Origin of the sequence: Kytococcus schroeteri (assembly GCF_042433515.1) — a bacterium.
In the GTDB taxonomy this organism is placed as follows: domain Bacteria; phylum Actinomycetota; class Actinomycetes; order Actinomycetales; family Dermatophilaceae; genus Kytococcus; species Kytococcus schroeteri.
On record NZ_JBHLVH010000027.1, the window covers coordinates 21279 to 36948 of the forward strand.

The 15670-nt window shown below is 67.7% G+C and carries 26 protein-coding genes and 1 pseudogene; all 27 read right to left on the reverse strand.

The features are described 5' to 3' along the window. Positions 1-6: 6 nt before the first annotated feature. Complete coding sequence (rplO, locus tag ACFFHC_RS10320; protein WP_070705875.1) at positions 7-495, reverse strand: 50S ribosomal protein L15; 489 nt, start codon at positions 493-495, stop codon at positions 7-9. A gap of 2 nt (positions 496-497) precedes the next feature. Next, a complete protein-coding gene (gene rpmD, locus ACFFHC_RS10325) occupies positions 498-680 on the reverse strand; it encodes a 50S ribosomal protein L30 (protein WP_070705874.1) in 183 nt (60 codons plus the stop codon). Further along, positions 680-1390, reverse strand: a complete 711-nt coding sequence (rpsE, locus tag ACFFHC_RS10330) for a 30S ribosomal protein S5 (RefSeq protein WP_070705873.1) — start codon at positions 1388-1390, stop codon at positions 680-682. Before rpsE ends, rpmD begins: the two co-directional genes overlap by 1 nt. Positions 1391-1430: 40 nt before the next feature. Then, a complete protein-coding gene (gene rplR / locus ACFFHC_RS10335) occupies positions 1431-1805 on the reverse strand; it encodes a 50S ribosomal protein L18 (RefSeq protein ID WP_070705872.1) in 375 nt (124 codons plus the stop codon). A gap of 3 nt (positions 1806-1808) precedes the next feature. Next, the gene (gene rplF / locus ACFFHC_RS10340; protein WP_070705871.1) at positions 1809-2348 is read right to left on the reverse strand and encodes a 50S ribosomal protein L6; all 540 of its coding nucleotides are present in this window, start codon (positions 2346-2348) and stop codon (positions 1809-1811) included. Between the two features lie 26 nt (positions 2349-2374). Beyond that, a complete protein-coding gene (rpsH, locus tag ACFFHC_RS10345) occupies positions 2375-2773 on the reverse strand; it encodes a 30S ribosomal protein S8 (RefSeq protein ID WP_070705870.1) in 399 nt (132 codons plus the stop codon). A 114-nt stretch (positions 2774-2887) separates the two neighbouring features. Beyond that, positions 2888-3073, reverse strand: coding sequence for a type Z 30S ribosomal protein S14 (locus tag ACFFHC_RS10350; RefSeq protein ID WP_015780006.1), 186 nt, complete (start codon positions 3071-3073; stop codon positions 2888-2890). A gap of 1 nt (position 3074) precedes the next feature. Next, entirely contained in the window at positions 3075-3647 is a 573-nt protein-coding gene (rplE, locus tag ACFFHC_RS10355) for a 50S ribosomal protein L5 (protein ID WP_070705882.1), read from the reverse strand. 14 nt (positions 3648-3661) lie between these two features. Then, the gene (gene rplX, locus ACFFHC_RS10360; protein WP_015780008.1) at positions 3662-4021 is read right to left on the reverse strand and encodes a 50S ribosomal protein L24; all 360 of its coding nucleotides are present in this window, start codon (positions 4019-4021) and stop codon (positions 3662-3664) included. Positions 4022-4024: 3 nt separating this feature from the next. Then, a complete protein-coding gene (gene rplN, locus ACFFHC_RS10365; protein ID WP_070705868.1) occupies positions 4025-4393 on the reverse strand; it encodes a 50S ribosomal protein L14 in 369 nt (122 codons plus the stop codon). Between the two features lie 151 nt (positions 4394-4544). Further along, positions 4545-4853 (reverse strand): 30S ribosomal protein S17, encoded by a 309-nt coding sequence (rpsQ, locus tag ACFFHC_RS10370; RefSeq protein WP_070705867.1) that lies wholly within the window; start codon positions 4851-4853, stop codon positions 4545-4547. Beyond that, positions 4853-5089 (reverse strand): 50S ribosomal protein L29, encoded by a 237-nt coding sequence (gene rpmC / locus ACFFHC_RS10375; protein ID WP_070705866.1) that lies wholly within the window; start codon positions 5087-5089, stop codon positions 4853-4855. The genes rpsQ and rpmC overlap by 1 nt, the downstream gene beginning before the upstream one ends. After that, positions 5089-5508, reverse strand: a complete 420-nt coding sequence (gene rplP, locus ACFFHC_RS10380) for a 50S ribosomal protein L16 (protein WP_070705865.1) — start codon at positions 5506-5508, stop codon at positions 5089-5091. Before rplP ends, rpmC begins: the two co-directional genes overlap by 1 nt. Next, on the reverse strand, positions 5508-6299 hold the full coding sequence (rpsC, locus tag ACFFHC_RS10385; protein ID WP_070705864.1) for a 30S ribosomal protein S3: 792 nt from the start codon (positions 6297-6299) through the stop codon (positions 5508-5510). Before rpsC ends, rplP begins: the two co-directional genes overlap by 1 nt. Continuing rightward, entirely contained in the window at positions 6299-6676 is a 378-nt protein-coding gene (gene rplV / locus ACFFHC_RS10390) for a 50S ribosomal protein L22 (RefSeq protein WP_070705863.1), read from the reverse strand. The genes rpsC and rplV overlap by 1 nt, the downstream gene beginning before the upstream one ends. A 68-nt stretch (positions 6677-6744) precedes the next feature. After that, a complete protein-coding gene (gene rpsS / locus ACFFHC_RS10395; protein ID WP_070705862.1) occupies positions 6745-7023 on the reverse strand; it encodes a 30S ribosomal protein S19 in 279 nt (92 codons plus the stop codon). Between the two features lie 14 nt (positions 7024-7037). Further along, a complete protein-coding gene (gene rplB, locus ACFFHC_RS10400; RefSeq protein WP_070705861.1) occupies positions 7038-7874 on the reverse strand; it encodes a 50S ribosomal protein L2 in 837 nt (278 codons plus the stop codon). 49 nt (positions 7875-7923) lie between these two features. Further along, positions 7924-8235, reverse strand: coding sequence for a 50S ribosomal protein L23 (gene rplW / locus ACFFHC_RS10405; protein WP_070705881.1), 312 nt, complete (start codon positions 8233-8235; stop codon positions 7924-7926). A gap of 8 nt (positions 8236-8243) precedes the next feature. Further along, positions 8244-8915 carry a 50S ribosomal protein L4 gene (gene rplD, locus ACFFHC_RS10410; protein ID WP_070705860.1) on the reverse strand — a complete coding sequence of 224 codons (672 nt, stop codon included), beginning with the start codon at positions 8913-8915 and terminating at the stop codon, positions 8244-8246. A gap of 1 nt (position 8916) precedes the next feature. Then, positions 8917-9576, reverse strand: coding sequence for a 50S ribosomal protein L3 (gene rplC, locus ACFFHC_RS10415; protein ID WP_083323708.1), 660 nt, complete (start codon positions 9574-9576; stop codon positions 8917-8919). Between the two features lie 8 nt (positions 9577-9584). Further along, entirely contained in the window at positions 9585-9893 is a 309-nt protein-coding gene (gene rpsJ, locus ACFFHC_RS10420) for a 30S ribosomal protein S10 (RefSeq protein WP_006946210.1), read from the reverse strand. 376 nt (positions 9894-10269) lie between these two features. Then, the gene (locus ACFFHC_RS10425; RefSeq protein ID WP_379805236.1) at positions 10270-10602 is read right to left on the reverse strand and encodes a DUF554 family protein; all 333 of its coding nucleotides are present in this window, start codon (positions 10600-10602) and stop codon (positions 10270-10272) included. A 112-nt stretch (positions 10603-10714) separates the two neighbouring features. Continuing rightward, positions 10715-10882: pseudogene (locus tag ACFFHC_RS10430) on the reverse strand (DUF554 domain-containing protein); the annotation flags it as partial. Positions 10883-11082: 200 nt separating this feature from the next. Then, the gene (gene tuf, locus ACFFHC_RS10435; protein WP_070705859.1) at positions 11083-12276 is read right to left on the reverse strand and encodes an elongation factor Tu; all 1194 of its coding nucleotides are present in this window, start codon (positions 12274-12276) and stop codon (positions 11083-11085) included. Positions 12277-12405: 129 nt separating this feature from the next. Further along, positions 12406-14520, reverse strand: a complete 2115-nt coding sequence (fusA, locus tag ACFFHC_RS10440) for an elongation factor G (RefSeq protein WP_070705858.1) — start codon at positions 14518-14520, stop codon at positions 12406-12408. A gap of 110 nt (positions 14521-14630) precedes the next feature. Further along, positions 14631-15101 (reverse strand): 30S ribosomal protein S7, encoded by a 471-nt coding sequence (gene rpsG / locus ACFFHC_RS10445; protein WP_070705857.1) that lies wholly within the window; start codon positions 15099-15101, stop codon positions 14631-14633. Then, positions 15101-15475: a 30S ribosomal protein S12 gene (gene rpsL / locus ACFFHC_RS10450; protein WP_070705856.1), complete on the reverse strand. Its 375-nt coding sequence runs from the start codon at positions 15473-15475 to the stop codon at positions 15101-15103. Before rpsL ends, rpsG begins: the two co-directional genes overlap by 1 nt. Between the last annotated feature and the right edge of the window lie 195 nt (positions 15476-15670).

Genomic DNA, 15670 nt, shown 5'->3' on the forward strand with positions numbered 1-15670 from the left:
AGGACCTCAGCGGGTGGTGGTGGAACCGCCCGCGGCCACGATCTTCTGCTCGGCGGAGGCCGAGAACTTGTCGGCGGTCAGGTTGACCGCCACAGTGATCTCGCCGGTGCCCAGCACCTTGACGGGCTGGCCCTTGCGCACCAGACCGGCCTCGACCAGGGAGTCGACGGTGACGTCGCCGCCCTGCGGGAAGTGCGTGGCGATCTGGTCCACGTTCACGACCTGGTAGGTCACCTTGAACGGGTTCTTGAAGCCACGGAGCTTCGGCAGACGCATGTGCATCGGCGTCTGGCCACCCTCGAACCGCTCGGGCACCTGGTAACGAGCCTTCGTTCCCTTGGTACCGCGACCGGCGGTCTTGCCCTTCGAGGCCTCACCACGACCCACGCGGGTCTTGGCCTTCTTGGCACCGGGGGCCGGACGGAGGTCGTGGACCTTCAGCGGCGACTCGGTCGCCTCGGTGGTCTCCACCTCGACAGTGTTCTTGTCGGCCATCGTCAGTTCACCTCCTCCATCGTCACCAGGTGGGTGACGCTCTTGACCATGCCACGGATCTCCGGGCGGTCCTGCTTCTCGACCGTGTGGCCGATCCGCTTCAGGCCCAGGCTGCGCAGCGTCTCACGGTGCTGCGGCTTGGCGCCGATGGCGGAACGGACCTGGGTCACCTTGAGCGTGGCCATCAGGCCCCCTCTCCGGCAGCCGCGGCGCGGGCGCGCAGCAGGGCCGCGGGAGCGACGTCCTCGAGCGGCAGGCCACGGCGCGCGGCCACGGCCTCCGGCTGCTCGAGCTGCTTCAGCGCCTGCACCGTGGCGTGCACGATGTTGATCTGGTTGTCCGAACCCAGCGACTTGGTCAGCACGTCGTGGATGCCGGCGCACTCCAGCACGGCGCGGACCGGGCCACCGGCGATCACACCGGTACCGGGCGCGGCCGGGCGCAGCATGACGATGCCGGCGGCGTCCTCACCCTGGGTCGGGTGCGGGATGGTGCCACCGATGCGCGGGACGCGGAAGAAGTTCTTCTTCGCCTCCTCGACGCCCTTGGAGATCGCCAGCGGCACCTCCTTGGCCTTGCCGTAGCCGACGCCGACGTTGCCGTCGCCGTCACCCACCACGACCAGGGCGGTGAAGCTGAAGCGACGACCACCCTTCACGACCTTGGCGACACGGTTGATGGTGACGACGCGCTCGAGGTACTGGTTGCCCTCGTCGCGACCGCCGTCGCGGCCACCGCGCCCGCGGCCGCCGTCACGGCCACCACGGTCGTTGCGACCCTGACCGCGGCCACCGCGGTTGTTGCGGTCGTTGGACCGCTCGTTGGTGCGGTCACCGGCGGTGGTCTTCTGGGCCTCCGCGCCGGTGAGCTCGCCTCCCTGCTGAGTCTCAGCCATCAGAGGTCCTTTCCCTGGGTTGCACGGGTGTTCTCGGTCATCACAGCGTCAGACCACCCTCACGGGCACCGTCCGCGACGGCGGCGATTCGACCGGCGTAGCGGTTGCCACCACGGTCGAACACGACGGCCTCGACACCAGCGGCCTTGGCACGCTCGGCGACGAGCTCGCCGACCTTGCGGGCCTTGGCGGACTTGTCCATCTCGGCGCCACGCAGCTCGGTCTCCATGGTGGAGGCCGACGCCAGGGTCTTGCCCTGCACGTCGTCGATCACCTGGACGAACATGTGGCGGCTCGAGCGGTGCACGGCCAGGCGCGGACGCTCGGCGGTGCCGGAGACCTTCTTGCGCAGGCGGGCGTGGCGACGGTCGCGCGAGGCGACGGAGCCCTTGGGGCGCTTCACGATCTTTGCCATGGCTTACTTACCAGCCTTTCCGACCTTGCGGCGGATGTGCTCGCCCTCGTAGCGCACACCCTTGGCCTTGTACGGGTCGGGCTTGCGCAGCTTGCGGATGTTGGCGGCGACCTCACCCACGAGCTGCTTGTCGATACCGCTCACGGAGAACTTGGTGGGGCTCTCCACGGCGAAGGTGATGCCCTCGGGGGCCTTCACCAGGATCGGGTGCGAGTAGCCGAGCGCGAACTCCAGGTCCGAGCCCTTGGCCACCACGCGGTAACCGGTGCCGTTGATCTCGAGGGTCTTGGAGTAGCCCTCGGTCACGCCGGTCACCATGTTCTGCACCAGGCTGCGGCTCAGACCGTGACGGGCGCGGGAGTCGCGCTCGTCGTCCGGGCGGGACAGCTCCACAGCACCCTCGTCGTTCTTCGCGGCCGTGATCGGCGCAGGGATCGTGGTGGTCAGCTCGCCCTTCGGGCCCTTGACCTTCACGTCCTGGCCGTCGATGGTCACGTCGACACCACTGGGCACAGTGACGGGAAGACGTCCAATACGAGACATTCTCTAGTTCCTTCCTCGTCCTGGGCTCACCAGACGTAGGCGAGGACTTCCCCGCCCACGCCCTTGGCTGCAGCCTGCTTGTCGGTCAGAAGGCCCGAGGAGGTCGACAGGATCGCGATGCCCAGGCCACCCAGGACCTTCGGCAGGTTCGTCGACTTGGCGTACACACGGAGACCGGGCTTGGACACCCGGCGCACACCCGCGATGGAACGCTCACGGTTCGGGCCGTACTTCAGGGAGATGACGAGGGTCTTGCCGACCTCCGCCTCCTCCTCGCTCCACTCGCCGATGTAACCCTCGGTCTTGAGGATGTCGGCGATGTGGGCCTTCAGCTTCGAGAACGGCATGCGGACCTCGTCGTGCTGCGCCGAGTTGGCGTTGCGCACGCGGGTCAGCATGTCCGCGATCGGATCAGTCATGGTCATGGGCAGTCGCGCCCTTCCTCATCCTGGTTTCGCCGGGTGGAACGGGGGTCCGTTCCCGCGGCGCCGCAGCGCACCCGGGGACCTGTGATGGAGTGGAGTGGATTCAGAACGTGGTCACCAAGAGGACTTGGTGACGCCCGGGAGCTGGCCGGCGTGGGCCATCTCGCGCAGGCAGATGCGGCACAGGCCGAACTTGCGGTACACGGAGTGCGGACGGCCGCACCGCTGGCACCGCGTGTAGGCACGCACGGCGAACTTCTGCTTCTTCGCGGCCTTGTTCTTCAGAGCGGTCTTCGCCACGTCAGTTCTCCTTGAACGGGAAGCCCAGAGCGCGCAGCAGCGCACGGCCCTCGTCGTCGGTCTCGGCGGTGGTCACGACCGTGATGTCCATGCCGCGGACGCGGTCGATCTTGTCCTGGTCGATCTCGTGGAACATGGACTGCTCCGTGAGACCGAAGGTGTAGTTGCCCTTGCCGTCGAACTGCTTCGGGGAGAGGCCGCGGAAGTCACGGATACGGGGCAGGGCCACCGACACCAGACGGTCCAGGAACTCCCACATGCGGTCGCCACGCAGGGTGACGTTCGCACCGATCGGCATGCCCTCACGCAGCTTGAACTGCGCGATGGACTTCTTGGCACGGTTCACGCGCGGCTTCTGACCGGTGATGGTGGTCAGGTCGCGGATGGCGCCGTCGATGAGCTTGGAGTCGCGGGCGGCCTCGCCCACGCCCATGTTCACGACGACCTTGGTGACGCCGGGGATCTGCATCACGTTGGCGTAGCCGAACTCGGACTTCAGCGCGTCGCGGATCTCGGAGCGGTAGCGCTCCTTCAGACGGGGCGCCGGGCGCTCGGCCGCGGTCTGCTCGGTCATCTCGGTGGTCTCACTCATGCCAGGTCCTTGCCCGAGCGCACGGACACGCGGGTCCGGGTGGCCTTGGTGCGGCCGTTGCGCTCGACGTTCTCGACACGCGTGCGGACGCGGGTCGGGGTGTTGGTCTCCGGGTCCACCAGCGCCACGTTGGACACGTGGATGGGGGCCTCGACGGTCTGGATGCCGCCGGCGCCGCCGCCCACACCGGCCTTGGTGTGCTTGGTGACGCGGTTGATGCCCTCCACGAGCACGCGGTTGCGCTCGGGGTAGACCTCGATCACGCGACCGGTCTTGCCGCGGTCACCGCCGTTCTCCTGCTTGCGGCCGGTCACCACCTGGACCAGGTCGTTCTTCTTGATCTTCATCTTCGCCAAGGCTCAGATCACCTCCGGGGCCAGCGACACGATGCGCATGAACTGGTTGTCACGCAGCTCGCGTCCGACCGGACCGAAGATGCGGGTGCCGCGGGGCTCCCCGTCGGCCTTGAGGATGACGGCAGCGTTCTCGTCGAAGGAGATGTAGCTGCCGTCGGGACGACGGCGCTCCTTCGTCGTGCGGACGATGACCGCCTTGACGACATCACCCTTCTTCACGTTGCCGCCGGGAATGGCGTCCTTCACCGACGCGACGATCGTGTCGCCGATGCCGGCGTAGCGACGGCCCGAACCGCCGAGAACACGGATGCAAAGGAGCTCCTTCGCACCGGTGTTGTCGGCGACGCGCAGTCGCGACTCCTGCTGGATCACTGCAAACTCCTGTCGTCGAGCAGGTTCTCACCCCGCCGTACGGGGGTGAGCCTTGCCGAACCGGATGGGCTGAAGGTGGGGCTGGGACCCGAGGTCCCACCGGCCTGGGGCCGGGCGGGACCTCGGGATCGGTCCCCACCATCGATGGGTCTTACTTGGCCTTCTCCACGACCTCGACCAGGCGCCAGCGCTTGGTCGCGGAGGTCGGGCGGGTCTCGGCGATGCGGACGAGATCGCCGACGCCGGCGGTGTTGTTCTCGTCGTGCGCCTTGACCTTCTTGGTCTTGCGGATGACCTTGCCGTACAGCGCGTGCTTCACGTGCTCCTCGAGGGCGACGGTGATGGTCTTCTCCATCTTGTCGCTCACGACGTAGCCGCGACGCTCCTTGCGGAACTGACGGCCACCGGGAGCCAGCAGCTTGCCGGACTCGGACACCTCGGGGGTGGTCTGCTCGGACATCAGGCCTCCTGGGCGGCGCGGCCGATGTTGAGCTCGCGCTCGCGCATCTCGGTGTAGATACGGGCGATGTCCTTGCGCACCGCGCGGAGGCGGCTGCTGTTGGACAGCTGACCCGTGGCGGACTGGAAACGCAGGTTGAACAGCTCCTGCTTCGCCTCGGCCAGGGCGTCACGCAGGGCCTGGTCGTCCAGGCCGCGCAGGTCGGTCATCGTCTTGTCGTCGGAGCCGAGCGCCATCAGGCGTCACCACCCTCACGTGCCACGATGCGGCACTTCATCGGAAGCTTGTGCATGGCCAGGCGGAGCGCCTCGCGAGCGACCTCGTCGCTCACACCCGAGAGCTCGAACATAATGCGGCCCGGCTTGACGTTGGCGACCCAGAACTCGACCGAACCCTTACCGGAACCCATGCGGACCTCGGCAGGCTTCTTGGTCAGCGGACGGTCGGGGTAGATGTTGATCCACACCTTTCCGCCTCGCTTGATGTAACGGGTCATCGCGATACGCGCGGACTCGATCTGGCGGTTGGTGACGTAGGCCGGCGTCAGGCACTGGATGCCGTACTCACCGAAGGCCAGCTGGGTGCCGCCCTTGGACGCGCCACCACGCTTGGGGTGGTGCTGCTTGCGGTGCTTCACACGACGCGGGATCAGCATCAGTTCTCGCCTCCCTCGGGCGCCTTGGTCTCAGCGGCCGGCGCGGACTGCGGGGCGTCGCGACGCGGGCCACGACCGCGGCCACGACCCGGACGGTCGCCACGGCCACGGCGCTGCTGCGGGGCGTTGGCCTGCTCGCGAGCGAGCTCCTTGTCGGTCATGTCGCCCTGGTAGATCCAGACCTTCACGCCGATGCGGCCGAACGTGGTGCGGGCCTCGTAGAAGCCGTAGTCGATGTTCGCGCGGAGGGTGTGCAGCGGCACGCGGCCCTCGCGGTAGAACTCGGTGCGGGACATCTCGGCGCCACCCAGGCGGCCGGAGCACTGGACACGGATGCCCTTGGCGCCGGCGCGCTGCGCGGACTGGATGCCCTTCTTCATGGCGCGACGGGTCGACACACGAGCAGAGAGCTGCTCGGCGATGCCCTGGGCCACGAGCTGGGCCACGGCCTCGGGGTTCTTCACCTCGAGGATGTTGAGCTGCACCTGCTTGCCGGTCAGCTTCTCCAGCTGGCCGCGCAGGCGGTCCGCCTCGGCGCCACGGCGACCGATGACGATGCCCGGGCGAGCGGTGTGGATGTCCACACGCACGCGGTCACGGGTGCGCTCGATCTCGACCTTGGCGATGCCCGCGCGCTCCATGCCGGTGGACAGCAGCCGACGGATGGCCACGTCCTCCTTCACGAAGTCTGCGTAGCGCTGGCCCTCGGCGGTCGAGTCGGCGAACCAACGGGTCTTGTGGTCGGTGGTGATGCCCAGACGGAAGCCGTGCGGGTTGATCTTCTGACCCATCAGCGGGTCCCTCCCTTGGCGTTCTCGTCGGTCTTCTGCGACACGAGCACGGTGATGTGGCTCGTGCGCTTCAGGATCTTGCTCGCCCGCCCCTGCGCACGGGGGCGGAAACGCTTCATGCTCGGACCCTCGTCGACGAAGGCCTCGCTGACGTACAGCGAGTTCTCGTCGAAGGCGGTCGCGTCGCGGTCGGCCATGAAACGGGCGTTCGCAATAGCGCTCTGCAGCACCTTCATCACCGGCTCGCTCGCACCCTGGGGGGCGAACTGCAGCACGGCCAGGGCCTCAGAGGCCTGCTTGCCACGGATCAGGTCCACGACGCGGCGAGCCTTCATGGGCGTCACGCGGACGTACCGCGCCTGCGCCTTGGCTTCCATGTCAGTCCCTCTTCAGTCGTTCTGGTGGTAAGTGGTGTGATCGCCGGTGGCGGTCACGGTGCTGTGGATCAGCGACGGGCCTTGCGGTCGTCCTTGACGTGACCACGGAAGGTCTTCGTCGGGGCGAACTCGCCGAGCTTGTGGCCGACCATCGACTCGGTCACGAAGACCGGGACGTGCTTGCGACCGTCGTGCACGGCCAGGGTGTGACCGAGCATGTCCGGGGTGATCATCGACCGGCGGGACCAGGTCTTGATCACGTTCTTGGTGCCGGCTTCGTTCTGGGCGTCCACCTTCTTGGCAAGGTGGTCGTCGACGAAGGGGCCCTTCTTGAGGCTACGAGGCATCTCAGGTGCTCCTATCAGCGCTTCTTGCCGGTGCGGCGACGGCGGACGATCATCTTGTCGCTGGCCTTGCCCTTCTGGCGGGTGCGGCCCTCCGGCTTGCCCCAGGGGCTGACCGGGTGGCGACCACCAGAGGTGCGTCCCTCACCACCACCGTGCGGGTGGTCGACCGGGTTCATGACCACACCACGCACGGTCGGGCGCTTGCCCTTCCAGCGCATGCGGCCGGCCTTGCCCCAGTTGATGTTGGACTGCTCGGCGTTGCCGACCTCACCGATGGAGGCGCGGCAGCGGGCGTCGACATTGCGGATCTCGCCGGACGGCATGCGCAGCTGCGCGTAGGGGCCGTCCTTGGCGACGAGCTGCACGCGGGTACCCGCCGAACGCGCGATCTTGGCGCCGCCGCCGGGGCGGAGCTCGATCGCGTGGACGACGGTACCGACGGGGATGTTGCGCAGCGGCAGGTTGTTACCCGGCTTGATGTCGGCCGTCGGGCCGGACTCCACCAGGGCGCCCTGCGCCAGGTTCTTCGGCGCGATGATGTAGCGCTTCTCACCGTCGGCGTAGTGCAGCAGCGCGATGCGCGCGGTGCGGTTGGGGTCGTACTCGATGTGGGCGACCTTCGCCGGCACGCCGTCCTTGTCCGCACGACGGAAGTCGATCAGACGGTAGGCGCGCTTGTGGCCACCACCGATGTGGCGGGTGGTGATACGACCGGAGGCGTTGCGGCCACCGGACTTGGTCAGCGGGCGCACCAGGGACTTCTCCGGGGTGCTGCGCGTGACCTCGACGAAGTCCGCGGCGCTCGAGCCGCGGCGGCCCGGGGTCGTGGGCTTGTGCTTGCGGATTGCCATGTTGGGGTCCTAGCTCCGTACTCGTGTCTCGTGTCGACTTCTCAGCGGCTCAGTTGCCCGCGCCGAAGATGTCGATCGAGCCTTCCTTGAGCGTGACGATGGCGCGCTTGGTGTCCTTGCGACGGCCGATGCCGAAGCGAGTACGACGGGCCTTGCCCGGGCGGTTCATCGTGTGGACCGAGTCGACCTTGACGTCGAAGACCTTCTCGACGGCCAGCTTGATCTCGGTCTTGTTGGCACGCGGGTCGACCAGGAAGGTGTACTTGCCCTCGTCCAGCAGGGCATAGGACTTCTCGGAGACGACCGGCGCGAGGAGGACGTCGCGCGGGTCCTTGGCGACCTGGGTGCTCGACTGGTTCATCGGGGTGCTCACTGGGCAACCTCCTGCGTCGCAGCGTTCGTGTCGGCGGTGGCCTTCTGGCCACCGGCGATGAAGGCGTCCAGCGCACCAGCGGTGAAGAACACGTCGTCGGCGCACATGACGTCGTAGGTGTTCAGCTGGTCGGCGAAGAGCACGTGCACGTTCTGCAGGTTGCGCAGGCTGAGCAGGCCCAGCTCGTCGCCGCGCTGCAGCACGACCAGCAGGTTGCGACGGTCGGTGAGACCGCGCAGCAGGCCGTTGACCGCCTTGCTGGAGGGCTTGTCACCCTCGAGCACGGCGCTCAGCACGTGGATGCGGCCGTGACGCGCACGGTCGGACAGCGCACCGCGCAGGGCGGCGGCCTTCATCTTCTTGGGGGTCCGCTGGGCGTAGTCGCGCGGCTGCGGGCCGTGCACGACGCCACCACCGGCGAACTGCGGGGCGCGGGTCGAACCCTGGCGGGCGCGGCCGGTGCCCTTCTGGCGGTAGGGCTTGCGGCCACCACCGCGCACGTCGGCGCGGGTCTTGGTGGCGTGCGTGCCCTGGCGCGCAGCGGCCAACTGGGCCACCACGACCTGGTGGATCAGCGGCACGTTGGCGTCCACGTCGAAGATCTCGGCGGGCAGCTCGACGGAACCGTCGGCCTTGCCAGCGGGGCTGATGATGTCGATCGTCGGCATGTCAGGCTCCCTTCGCGGCGGAGCGGACGAGGACCAGACCGCCACGGGCGCCGGGGACGGCACCCTTGATCAGCAGCAGACCCTTGTCGGCGTCCACGGCGTGGATGGTGAGGTTCTGGGTGGTCTGACGCTCGCCGCCCATGCGACCCGCCATGCGGGTGCCGCGGAAGACGCGACCGGGGGTGGCGCAGCCACCGATGGAACCGGGCTTGCGGTGGTTGCGGTGGGCACCGTGGGAGGCGCTCACACCGGCGAAGCCGTGACGCTTCATGACGCCCGCGAAGCCCTTGCCCTTGGTGGTGCCGGTGACGTCCACGACGGCGCCGGCCTCGAAGGTCTCCACGGTGAGCTCCTGGCCCAGCTCGTAGGAGGCCGCGTCAGCGGTGCGCAGCTCGGTCACGTGACGACGCGGGGTGACCCCGGCCTTCTCGAAGTGACCGCGCAGGGGCTTGCTGACCTTGCGGGGGTCGATGTCGCCGGTGGCGATCTGCACGGCCCCGTAGCCGTCGGTGTCCTGGGTGCGGACCTGCGTCACCACGTTCGGGGCGATCTGCACGACGGTCACCGGAACGAGGCGGTTCTCCGCGTCCCAGACCTGGGTCATGCCGAGCTTGGTGCCCAGAACGCCGGCGACGGTGCGCTGCATGGTGTTCTCAGTCATGGTGGCGCTCACAGCTTGATCTCGATGTTCACGTCAGCCGGCAGGTCGAGACGCATCAGGGAGTCCACGGCCTTGGGGGTCGGGTCCACGATGTCGATCAGACGCTTGTGCGTCCGCATCTCGAAGTGCTCTCGGCTGTCCTTGTACTTGTGCGGGGACCGGATGACGCAGAAGACATTCTTCTCCGTCGGCAGGGGCACAGGGCCCACAACGGTCGCGCCCGCACGGGTCACGGTGTCCACGATCTTCCGCGCCGAGGAGTCGATGACCTCGTGGTCATACGACTTCAGCCGGATGCGGATCTTCTGTCCCGCCATCGGTTCGTTGACTCTCTCTCGTCGTACCGCTAATGGTCTTGGCGGTCATTCCCCGACCCACGCACTCGGGTGTGTCGCCCTTGCGGGCCGCACCACGGCTGCGTCAGCCGTTCCTGGGAGGGGGACCGGAGTTCCGTTCCCCGCATGACCGGGTTCGTGCTCCGGACGGGCAGTGACCTCCACACCGGGTGTGGAAGTGGAGCACGACTCCACGGTCGGACCTGCCTCGTCCAGAAAGGCGATGTCCTGCGTCCGCGTCGGCGTCCCGCGGTTCCGGAGACCCGGCCTGGGGGACACTCGGTGGGGACACGCAGTGCCATCGCCCAACAAGCAACTTCCCAAGTGTGGCACACAGTGCCCCGGCAGCCAAATCGGCTCAGTCGGCCGCCAGCAGCCAGGCCCCCACCGGGGTCAGCACGAGGGCCGGCAGCAGGTCACCGACCGGCAGGCTCCGGATGCGCAGGAGGCCCAGCGCGATGCCCACGAGGAGCAGTCCGCCCACCGCCGTCATCGCGTCCACGGCGTAGACGGGGACCACTTCCCCGAGGGTCGCCCCCAGCAGGGTCAGCAGGCCCTGCACCACCAGCACCGAGACCGCCGAGAGCAGCACCCCCACCCCGAACGCCGACGCGAGGGCGAGGGCGGCAAAGAGGTCGAGCGCCGACGTCAGGGCCAGCTGGTCGATGCCGTTGCCCAAGCCGTCGTTCAACGGCCCCGGGCCTCCCCCGTGCCCACGCGCCTGCCGGGCCTGCATCCCCCCCGGCCAGCACCTCGAGCCGCGCCTCGAGGCGCAACAGGGAGCCCGATACGCCCCCGAGGAGCAGGGCCCCCAGCACCAGCAGGATCGGCACCCCCTCCCCCACGGCTGCCTCCAGCGCGCTCGACCCGACGGCGACCGCGGAGAGTCCCGCCATGAGCAGCGTCACCAGACCGAGCGCGTCGGTGACCAGGTCGTGCACGCGTTGCGGCAGCCGCGCCCCGAAGGCCATGCCGCAGGTCGCCCCCACGAGCACGGCCACGACGTTGATGAGGGTGCCCGCGCCCGGGAAGAGTCCATCCACGCGCAGAGGACACGTCCCCGTCGACGACTGCCCCGGCACGCACGAGACCCCCTGGTCCCGGTGGGGATCAGGGGGTCTCGGTGACGTGGCGGGCCACGTCGGCGATCAGTGCCCGAGTGGGCGCTGGATCAGTCCAGGATCTTGGTGACCTGGCCGGCGCCGACGGTGCGACCACCCTCACGGATGGCGAACTTCAGGCCCTCCTCCATGGCGACGGGCTGGATCAGCTCGACGCTCATCTCGGTGTTGTCACCAGGCATGACCATCTCGGTGCCCTCCGGCAGGTTCACCACACCGGTCACGTCGGTGGTGCGGAAGTAGAACTGCGGACGGTAGTTGTCGTAGAACGGGGTGTGACGGCCGCCCTCGTCCTTGGACAGGATGTAGACCGAGCCCTCGAACTTCTTGTGCGGGGTGATGGAGCCCGGCTTGCAGATGACCTGGCCGCGCTCGATGTCCTCGCGCTTGGTACCACGGAGCAGCAGACCGACGTTCTCACCGGCGCGGCCCTCGTCGAGCAGCTTGCGGAACATCTCGATGCCGGTGACGGTGGTCGTCTGCTTGTCGTCGCGGATACCGACGATCTCGACCTCGTCGTTCACGGCAAGCACACCGCGCTCGATGCGGCCGGTGGCCACGGTGCCGCGACCGGTGATGGTGAAGACGTCCTCCACCGGCATCAGGAACGGCTTGTCGATGTCGCGCTCCGGGTCCGGGATGGCCTCGTCGACGGCGGACATGAGCTCCATGAGCTTGTCGCCCCACTCCTGGTCGCCCTCGAGCGCCTTGAGAGCGGACACCTGGACCACCGGCACGTCGTCGCCAGGGAAGTCGTAGGAGGACAGCAGCTCGCGGACCTCCATCTCGACGAGCTCCATGATCTCCTCGTCGTCCACCATGTCGGCCTTGTTCAGGGCCACCACGATGTAGGGCACGCCGACCTGGCGGGCCAGGAGCACGTGCTCCTTGGTCTGCGGCATCGGACCGTCGGTCGCCGCGACCACGAGGATGGCGCCGTCCATCTGGGCAGCACCGGTGATCATGTTCTTCACGTAGTCAGCGTGACCGGGGCAGTCGACGTGGGCGTAGTGACGCGCCTCCGTCTGGTACTCGATGTGCGCGATCGAGATGGTGATACCGCGCTGCTTCTCCTCGGGCGCCTTGTCGATGGTGTCGAACGGCGACGCCTCGTTCAGCTCCGGGAAACGGTCGTGCAGAACCTTGGAGATGGCAGCCGTCAGCGTGGTCTTTCCGTGGTCGATGTGACCGATGGTGCCGATGTTGACGTGCGGCTTGCTCCGCTCGAACTTTGCCTTCGCCACTGGGGTCCTCCTGTTGGACTGTGGTGTTGTCACGCTGGGGTCACCGCGGGATTGCGGTGGTCAGTGCGTGAGTATTGCTGATTTTAGGGAACTGTTGCGAATCAGGCTGGAAGAGTCTACCCGCGAGGGTCACTCACCACGAACCTTCTTCACGATCTCCTCGGCGACGTTCTTGGGAACCTCACCGTAGGAGTCGAACTGCATCGAGTAGTTGGCGCGACCCTGGGTCTTGGACCGCAGGTCACCCACGTACCCGAACATCTCCGACAGCGGCACGGTGCCGCGGACGACCTTGGAGCCCGAGACGTCCTCCATGGACTGGATGGTGCCTCGACGCGAGTTGATGTCGCCGATGACGTCGCCCATGTACTCCTCGGGCGTACGCACCTCGACGGCCATCATCGGCTCGAGCAGGACCGGGTCGGCCTTGCGGACGGCCTCCTTGAGCGCCATCGAACCGGCGATCTTGAACGCCATCTCGCTGGAGTCGACGTCGTGGTAGGCGCCGTCCAGCAGCGTGGCCTTGATGCCCACCAGCGGGTAGCCGGCGAGCACACCCAGCTGCATGGCCTCCTGGATGCCCTGGTCCACGGACGGGATGTACTCCTTGGGCACGCGACCACCGGTGACGGCGTTCTCGAACTCGTAGAGCGCGGCCTCGCCGTCCTCGTCGGTGCCGGTCAGCGGCTCGAAGGACAGCTGCACCTTGGCGAACTGACCCGAACCACCGGTCTGCTTCTTGTGGGTGTAGTCGAGCTTCTCCACCGGGCGGCGGATGGTCTCGCGGTAGGCCACCTGCGGGGCGCCGACGTTGGCCTCGACCTTGAACTCGCGCTTCATGCGGTCCACGAGGATGTCCAGGTGGAGCTCGCCCATGCCGCCGATGACGGTCTGGCCGGTCTCCTCGTCCAGGTTGACCGTGAAGGTGGGGTCCTCCTCGGCCAGCTTCTGGATGGCGGTGGACAGCTTCTCCTGGTCGCCCTTGGTCTTCGGCTCGATGGCCACGTGGATCACCGGCGCCGGGAAGGTCATGGACTCCAGCACGACCGGGGACTCCGGCGCGCACAGGGTGTCACCGGTGGTGGTGTCCTTGAGGCCGATCACGGCGTAGATGTGACCAGCGGTCACCTTCTCCACCGGGTTCTCCTTGTTGGCGTGCATCTGGAACAGCTTGCCCAGACGCTCCTTCTTGCCCTTGGTGGCGTTCAGGACGGCAGCACCGGAGGCGATCTCACCGGAGTACACGCGGATGTAGGTCAGCGTGCCGAAGAAGGGGTGCGTGGCGATCTTGAAGGCCAGGGCCGCGAAGGGCTCGTCGGCCGACGGCGCGCGGGAGACGGTGGTCTCCTCGTCGTTCGGCAGGTGGCCATCGATCGGGGGCAGGTCCACCGGGGACGGCAGGTAGGCCACGATCGCGTCGAGCAGGGGCTGCACACCCTTGTTCTTGAACGCGGTACCGCAGAACACCGGGTTCACCTCGCCCGCGAGGGTCAGGGTGCGCACGCCGGCGTGGATCTCGTCCTCGGTCAGCTCCTCGCCACCCAGGTACTTCTCCATGAGCTCCTCGGAGCTCTCGGCGACGGTCTCGATGAGCTGGGTGCGGTACTCCTCGGCCTTGTCCTGCAGGTCGGCCGGGATCTCCTCGATCTCGTAGGCCTCGCCCAGCGGGGTCTCCTTGGACCAGGTGAAGGCCTTCATGGTGACCAGGTCGACCATGCCGATGAAGTCGGACTCGGCACCGATGGGCAGCTGCATGACCAGCGGGGTCGCGCCGAGGCGGTCCACCATGGTCTGCACGGAGTAGTAGAAGTCCGCGCCCATCTTGTCCATCTTGTTGATGAAGCACATGCGCGGGACGCCGTACTTGTCGGCCTGGCGCCACACGGTCTCGGACTGCGGCTCCACACCCTCCTTGCCGTCGAAGACGGCGACGGCGCCGTCCAGGACGCGGAGGTTGCGCTCGACCTCGACCGTGAAGTCGACGTGGCCGGGCGTGTCGATCAGGTTGATCTGGGTGCCCTTCCAGAAGGAGGTCACGGCGGCGGAGGTGATGGTGATACCACGCTCCTTCTCCTGCTCCATCCAGTCGGTCGTCGACGCACCGTCGTGGGTCTCACCCATCTTGTGGTTCACACCCGTGTAGAACAGGATGCGCTCGGTGGTCGTGGTCTTGCCGGCATCGATGTGCGCCATGATGCCGATGTTGCGGACCTGCTTGAGGTCCGTGAGGACGTCCTGTGCCACGGTCTCTCTTCTCGCTCGAGGGTGTGCTCTTCAGGGTGTGCTGCGGGTACCTGCCGGAACGGCAGACGGTCACCGATGGTGGCATGGGGCCACCACCGGTGACCAGTACATCACCAGCGGTAGTGGGCGAACGCCTTGTTGGCCTCGGCCATCTTGTGGGTGTCCTCGCGGCGCTTCACCGCGGCACCCAGGCCGTTGGAGGCGTCGAGGATCTCGTTCATGAGGCGCTCGGTCATGGTCTTCTCACGACGCTGGCGGGCGTAGCCCACGAGCCAGCGCAGGGAGAGGGTGGTCGCGCGGGCCGGCTTGACCTCGATCGGCACCTGGTAGGTCGCGCCACCGACACGGCGGGACTTGACCTCGAGGGCCGGACGGATGTTGTCCAGCGCACGCTTGAGGGTCTGGACGGGGTCGGTGCCGGTCTTCTCCTGGACGCCCTCGAGGGCGCCGTAGACGATGGACTCGGCGACGGACTTCTTGCCGTCCAGCAGGATCTTGTTCACCAGCTGGGTCACCAGCTGCGACCCGTGCACCGGGTCGACGGCCAGGGGGCGCTTGGGAGCGGGGCCCTTACGAGGCATTACTTCTTCTCCTTCTTGGCGCCGTAGTGGGAACGAGCCTGGTTGCGGTCCTTGACGCCCTGGGCGTCGAGGGCACCGCGGATGATCTTGTAGCGGACACCGGGGAGGTCCTTCACGCCGCCGCCACGCACGAGCACGATGGAGTGCTCCTGCAGGTTGTGGCCGACGCCGGGGATGTACGCGGTGACCTCGATGCCGCTGGTCAGGCGCACACGCGCGACCTTGCGGAGGGCCGAGTTCGGCTTCTTGGGGGTGGTGGTGTACACGCGGGTGCACACGCCACGACGCTGGGGCGAGCCCTTGAGGGCCGGGGCGTCAAACTTCTTGACCTTGTCCCGGCGGCCCTTGCGGACCAGCTGGTTGATGGTAGGCACTGATGAAACTCCGTGTTTCGTCGTTGTCGCCGCGGTGGCGGCTCCTGGATGAGTCGCGTGGCCCGTCCCGGGACCCGGCGGGGTGGGAACCCCCGCGGAGCCGGCGGCCGATGGCCACACGCTCCCCCACCTGCACTTCCGATCCACACCCGTGGCCGACTGCCGGCATCGATGGGATGTCGAGCACCGCCGGCG

Bases quoted from the DNA above. Each gene is read 5' to 3' on its own strand.
- rpsJ (WP_006946210.1), bottom strand. From the start codon at position 9,893: ATGGCGGGACAGAAGATCCGCATCCGGCTGAAGTCGTATGACCACGAG.
- rpsG (WP_070705857.1), bottom strand. From the start codon at position 15,101: ATGCCTCGTAAGGGCCCCGCTCCCAAGCGCCCCCTGGCCGTCGACCCG.
- rplE (WP_070705882.1), bottom strand. From the start codon at position 3,647: ATGACCGAGCAGACCGCGGCCGAGCGCCCGGCGCCCCGTCTGAAGGAG.
- rpsS (WP_070705862.1), bottom strand. From the start codon at position 7,023: ATGCCTCGTAGCCTCAAGAAGGGCCCCTTCGTCGACGACCACCTTGCC.
- rpsE (WP_070705873.1), bottom strand. From the start codon at position 1,390: ATGGCTGAGACTCAGCAGGGAGGCGAGCTCACCGGCGCGGAGGCCCAG.
- rplB (WP_070705861.1), bottom strand. From the start codon at position 7,874: ATGGCAATCCGCAAGCACAAGCCCACGACCCCGGGCCGCCGCGGCTCG.
- rplP (WP_070705865.1), bottom strand. From the start codon at position 5,508: ATGCTGATCCCGCGTCGTGTGAAGCACCGCAAGCAGCACCACCCCAAG.
- rplR (WP_070705872.1), bottom strand. From the start codon at position 1,805: ATGGCAAAGATCGTGAAGCGCCCCAAGGGCTCCGTCGCCTCGCGCGAC.
- rplV (WP_070705863.1), bottom strand. From the start codon at position 6,676: ATGGAAGCCAAGGCGCAGGCGCGGTACGTCCGCGTGACGCCCATGAAG.
- rplD (WP_070705860.1), bottom strand. From the start codon at position 8,915: ATGCCGACGATCGACATCATCAGCCCCGCTGGCAAGGCCGACGGTTCC.
- rpsH (WP_070705870.1), bottom strand. From the start codon at position 2,773: ATGACCATGACTGATCCGATCGCGGACATGCTGACCCGCGTGCGCAAC.
- rplF (WP_070705871.1), bottom strand. From the start codon at position 2,348: ATGTCTCGTATTGGACGTCTTCCCGTCACTGTGCCCAGTGGTGTCGAC.
- rpsC (WP_070705864.1), bottom strand. From the start codon at position 6,299: ATGGGTCAGAAGATCAACCCGCACGGCTTCCGTCTGGGCATCACCACC.
- rpmC (WP_070705866.1), bottom strand. From the start codon at position 5,089: ATGGCGCTCGGCTCCGACGACAAGACGATGACCGACCTGCGCGGCCTG.
- rplC (WP_083323708.1), bottom strand. From the start codon at position 9,576: ATGACTGAGAACACCATGCAGCGCACCGTCGCCGGCGTTCTGGGCACC.
- rplW (WP_070705881.1), bottom strand. From the start codon at position 8,235: ATGAACCAGTCGAGCACCCAGGTCGCCAAGGACCCGCGCGACGTCCTC.
- rpmD (WP_070705874.1), bottom strand. From the start codon at position 680: ATGGCCACGCTCAAGGTGACCCAGGTCCGTTCCGCCATCGGCGCCAAG.
- rplO (WP_070705875.1), bottom strand. From the start codon at position 495: ATGGCCGACAAGAACACTGTCGAGGTGGAGACCACCGAGGCGACCGAG.
- rpsQ (WP_070705867.1), bottom strand. From the start codon at position 4,853: ATGTCCGAGCAGACCACCCCCGAGGTGTCCGAGTCCGGCAAGCTGCTG.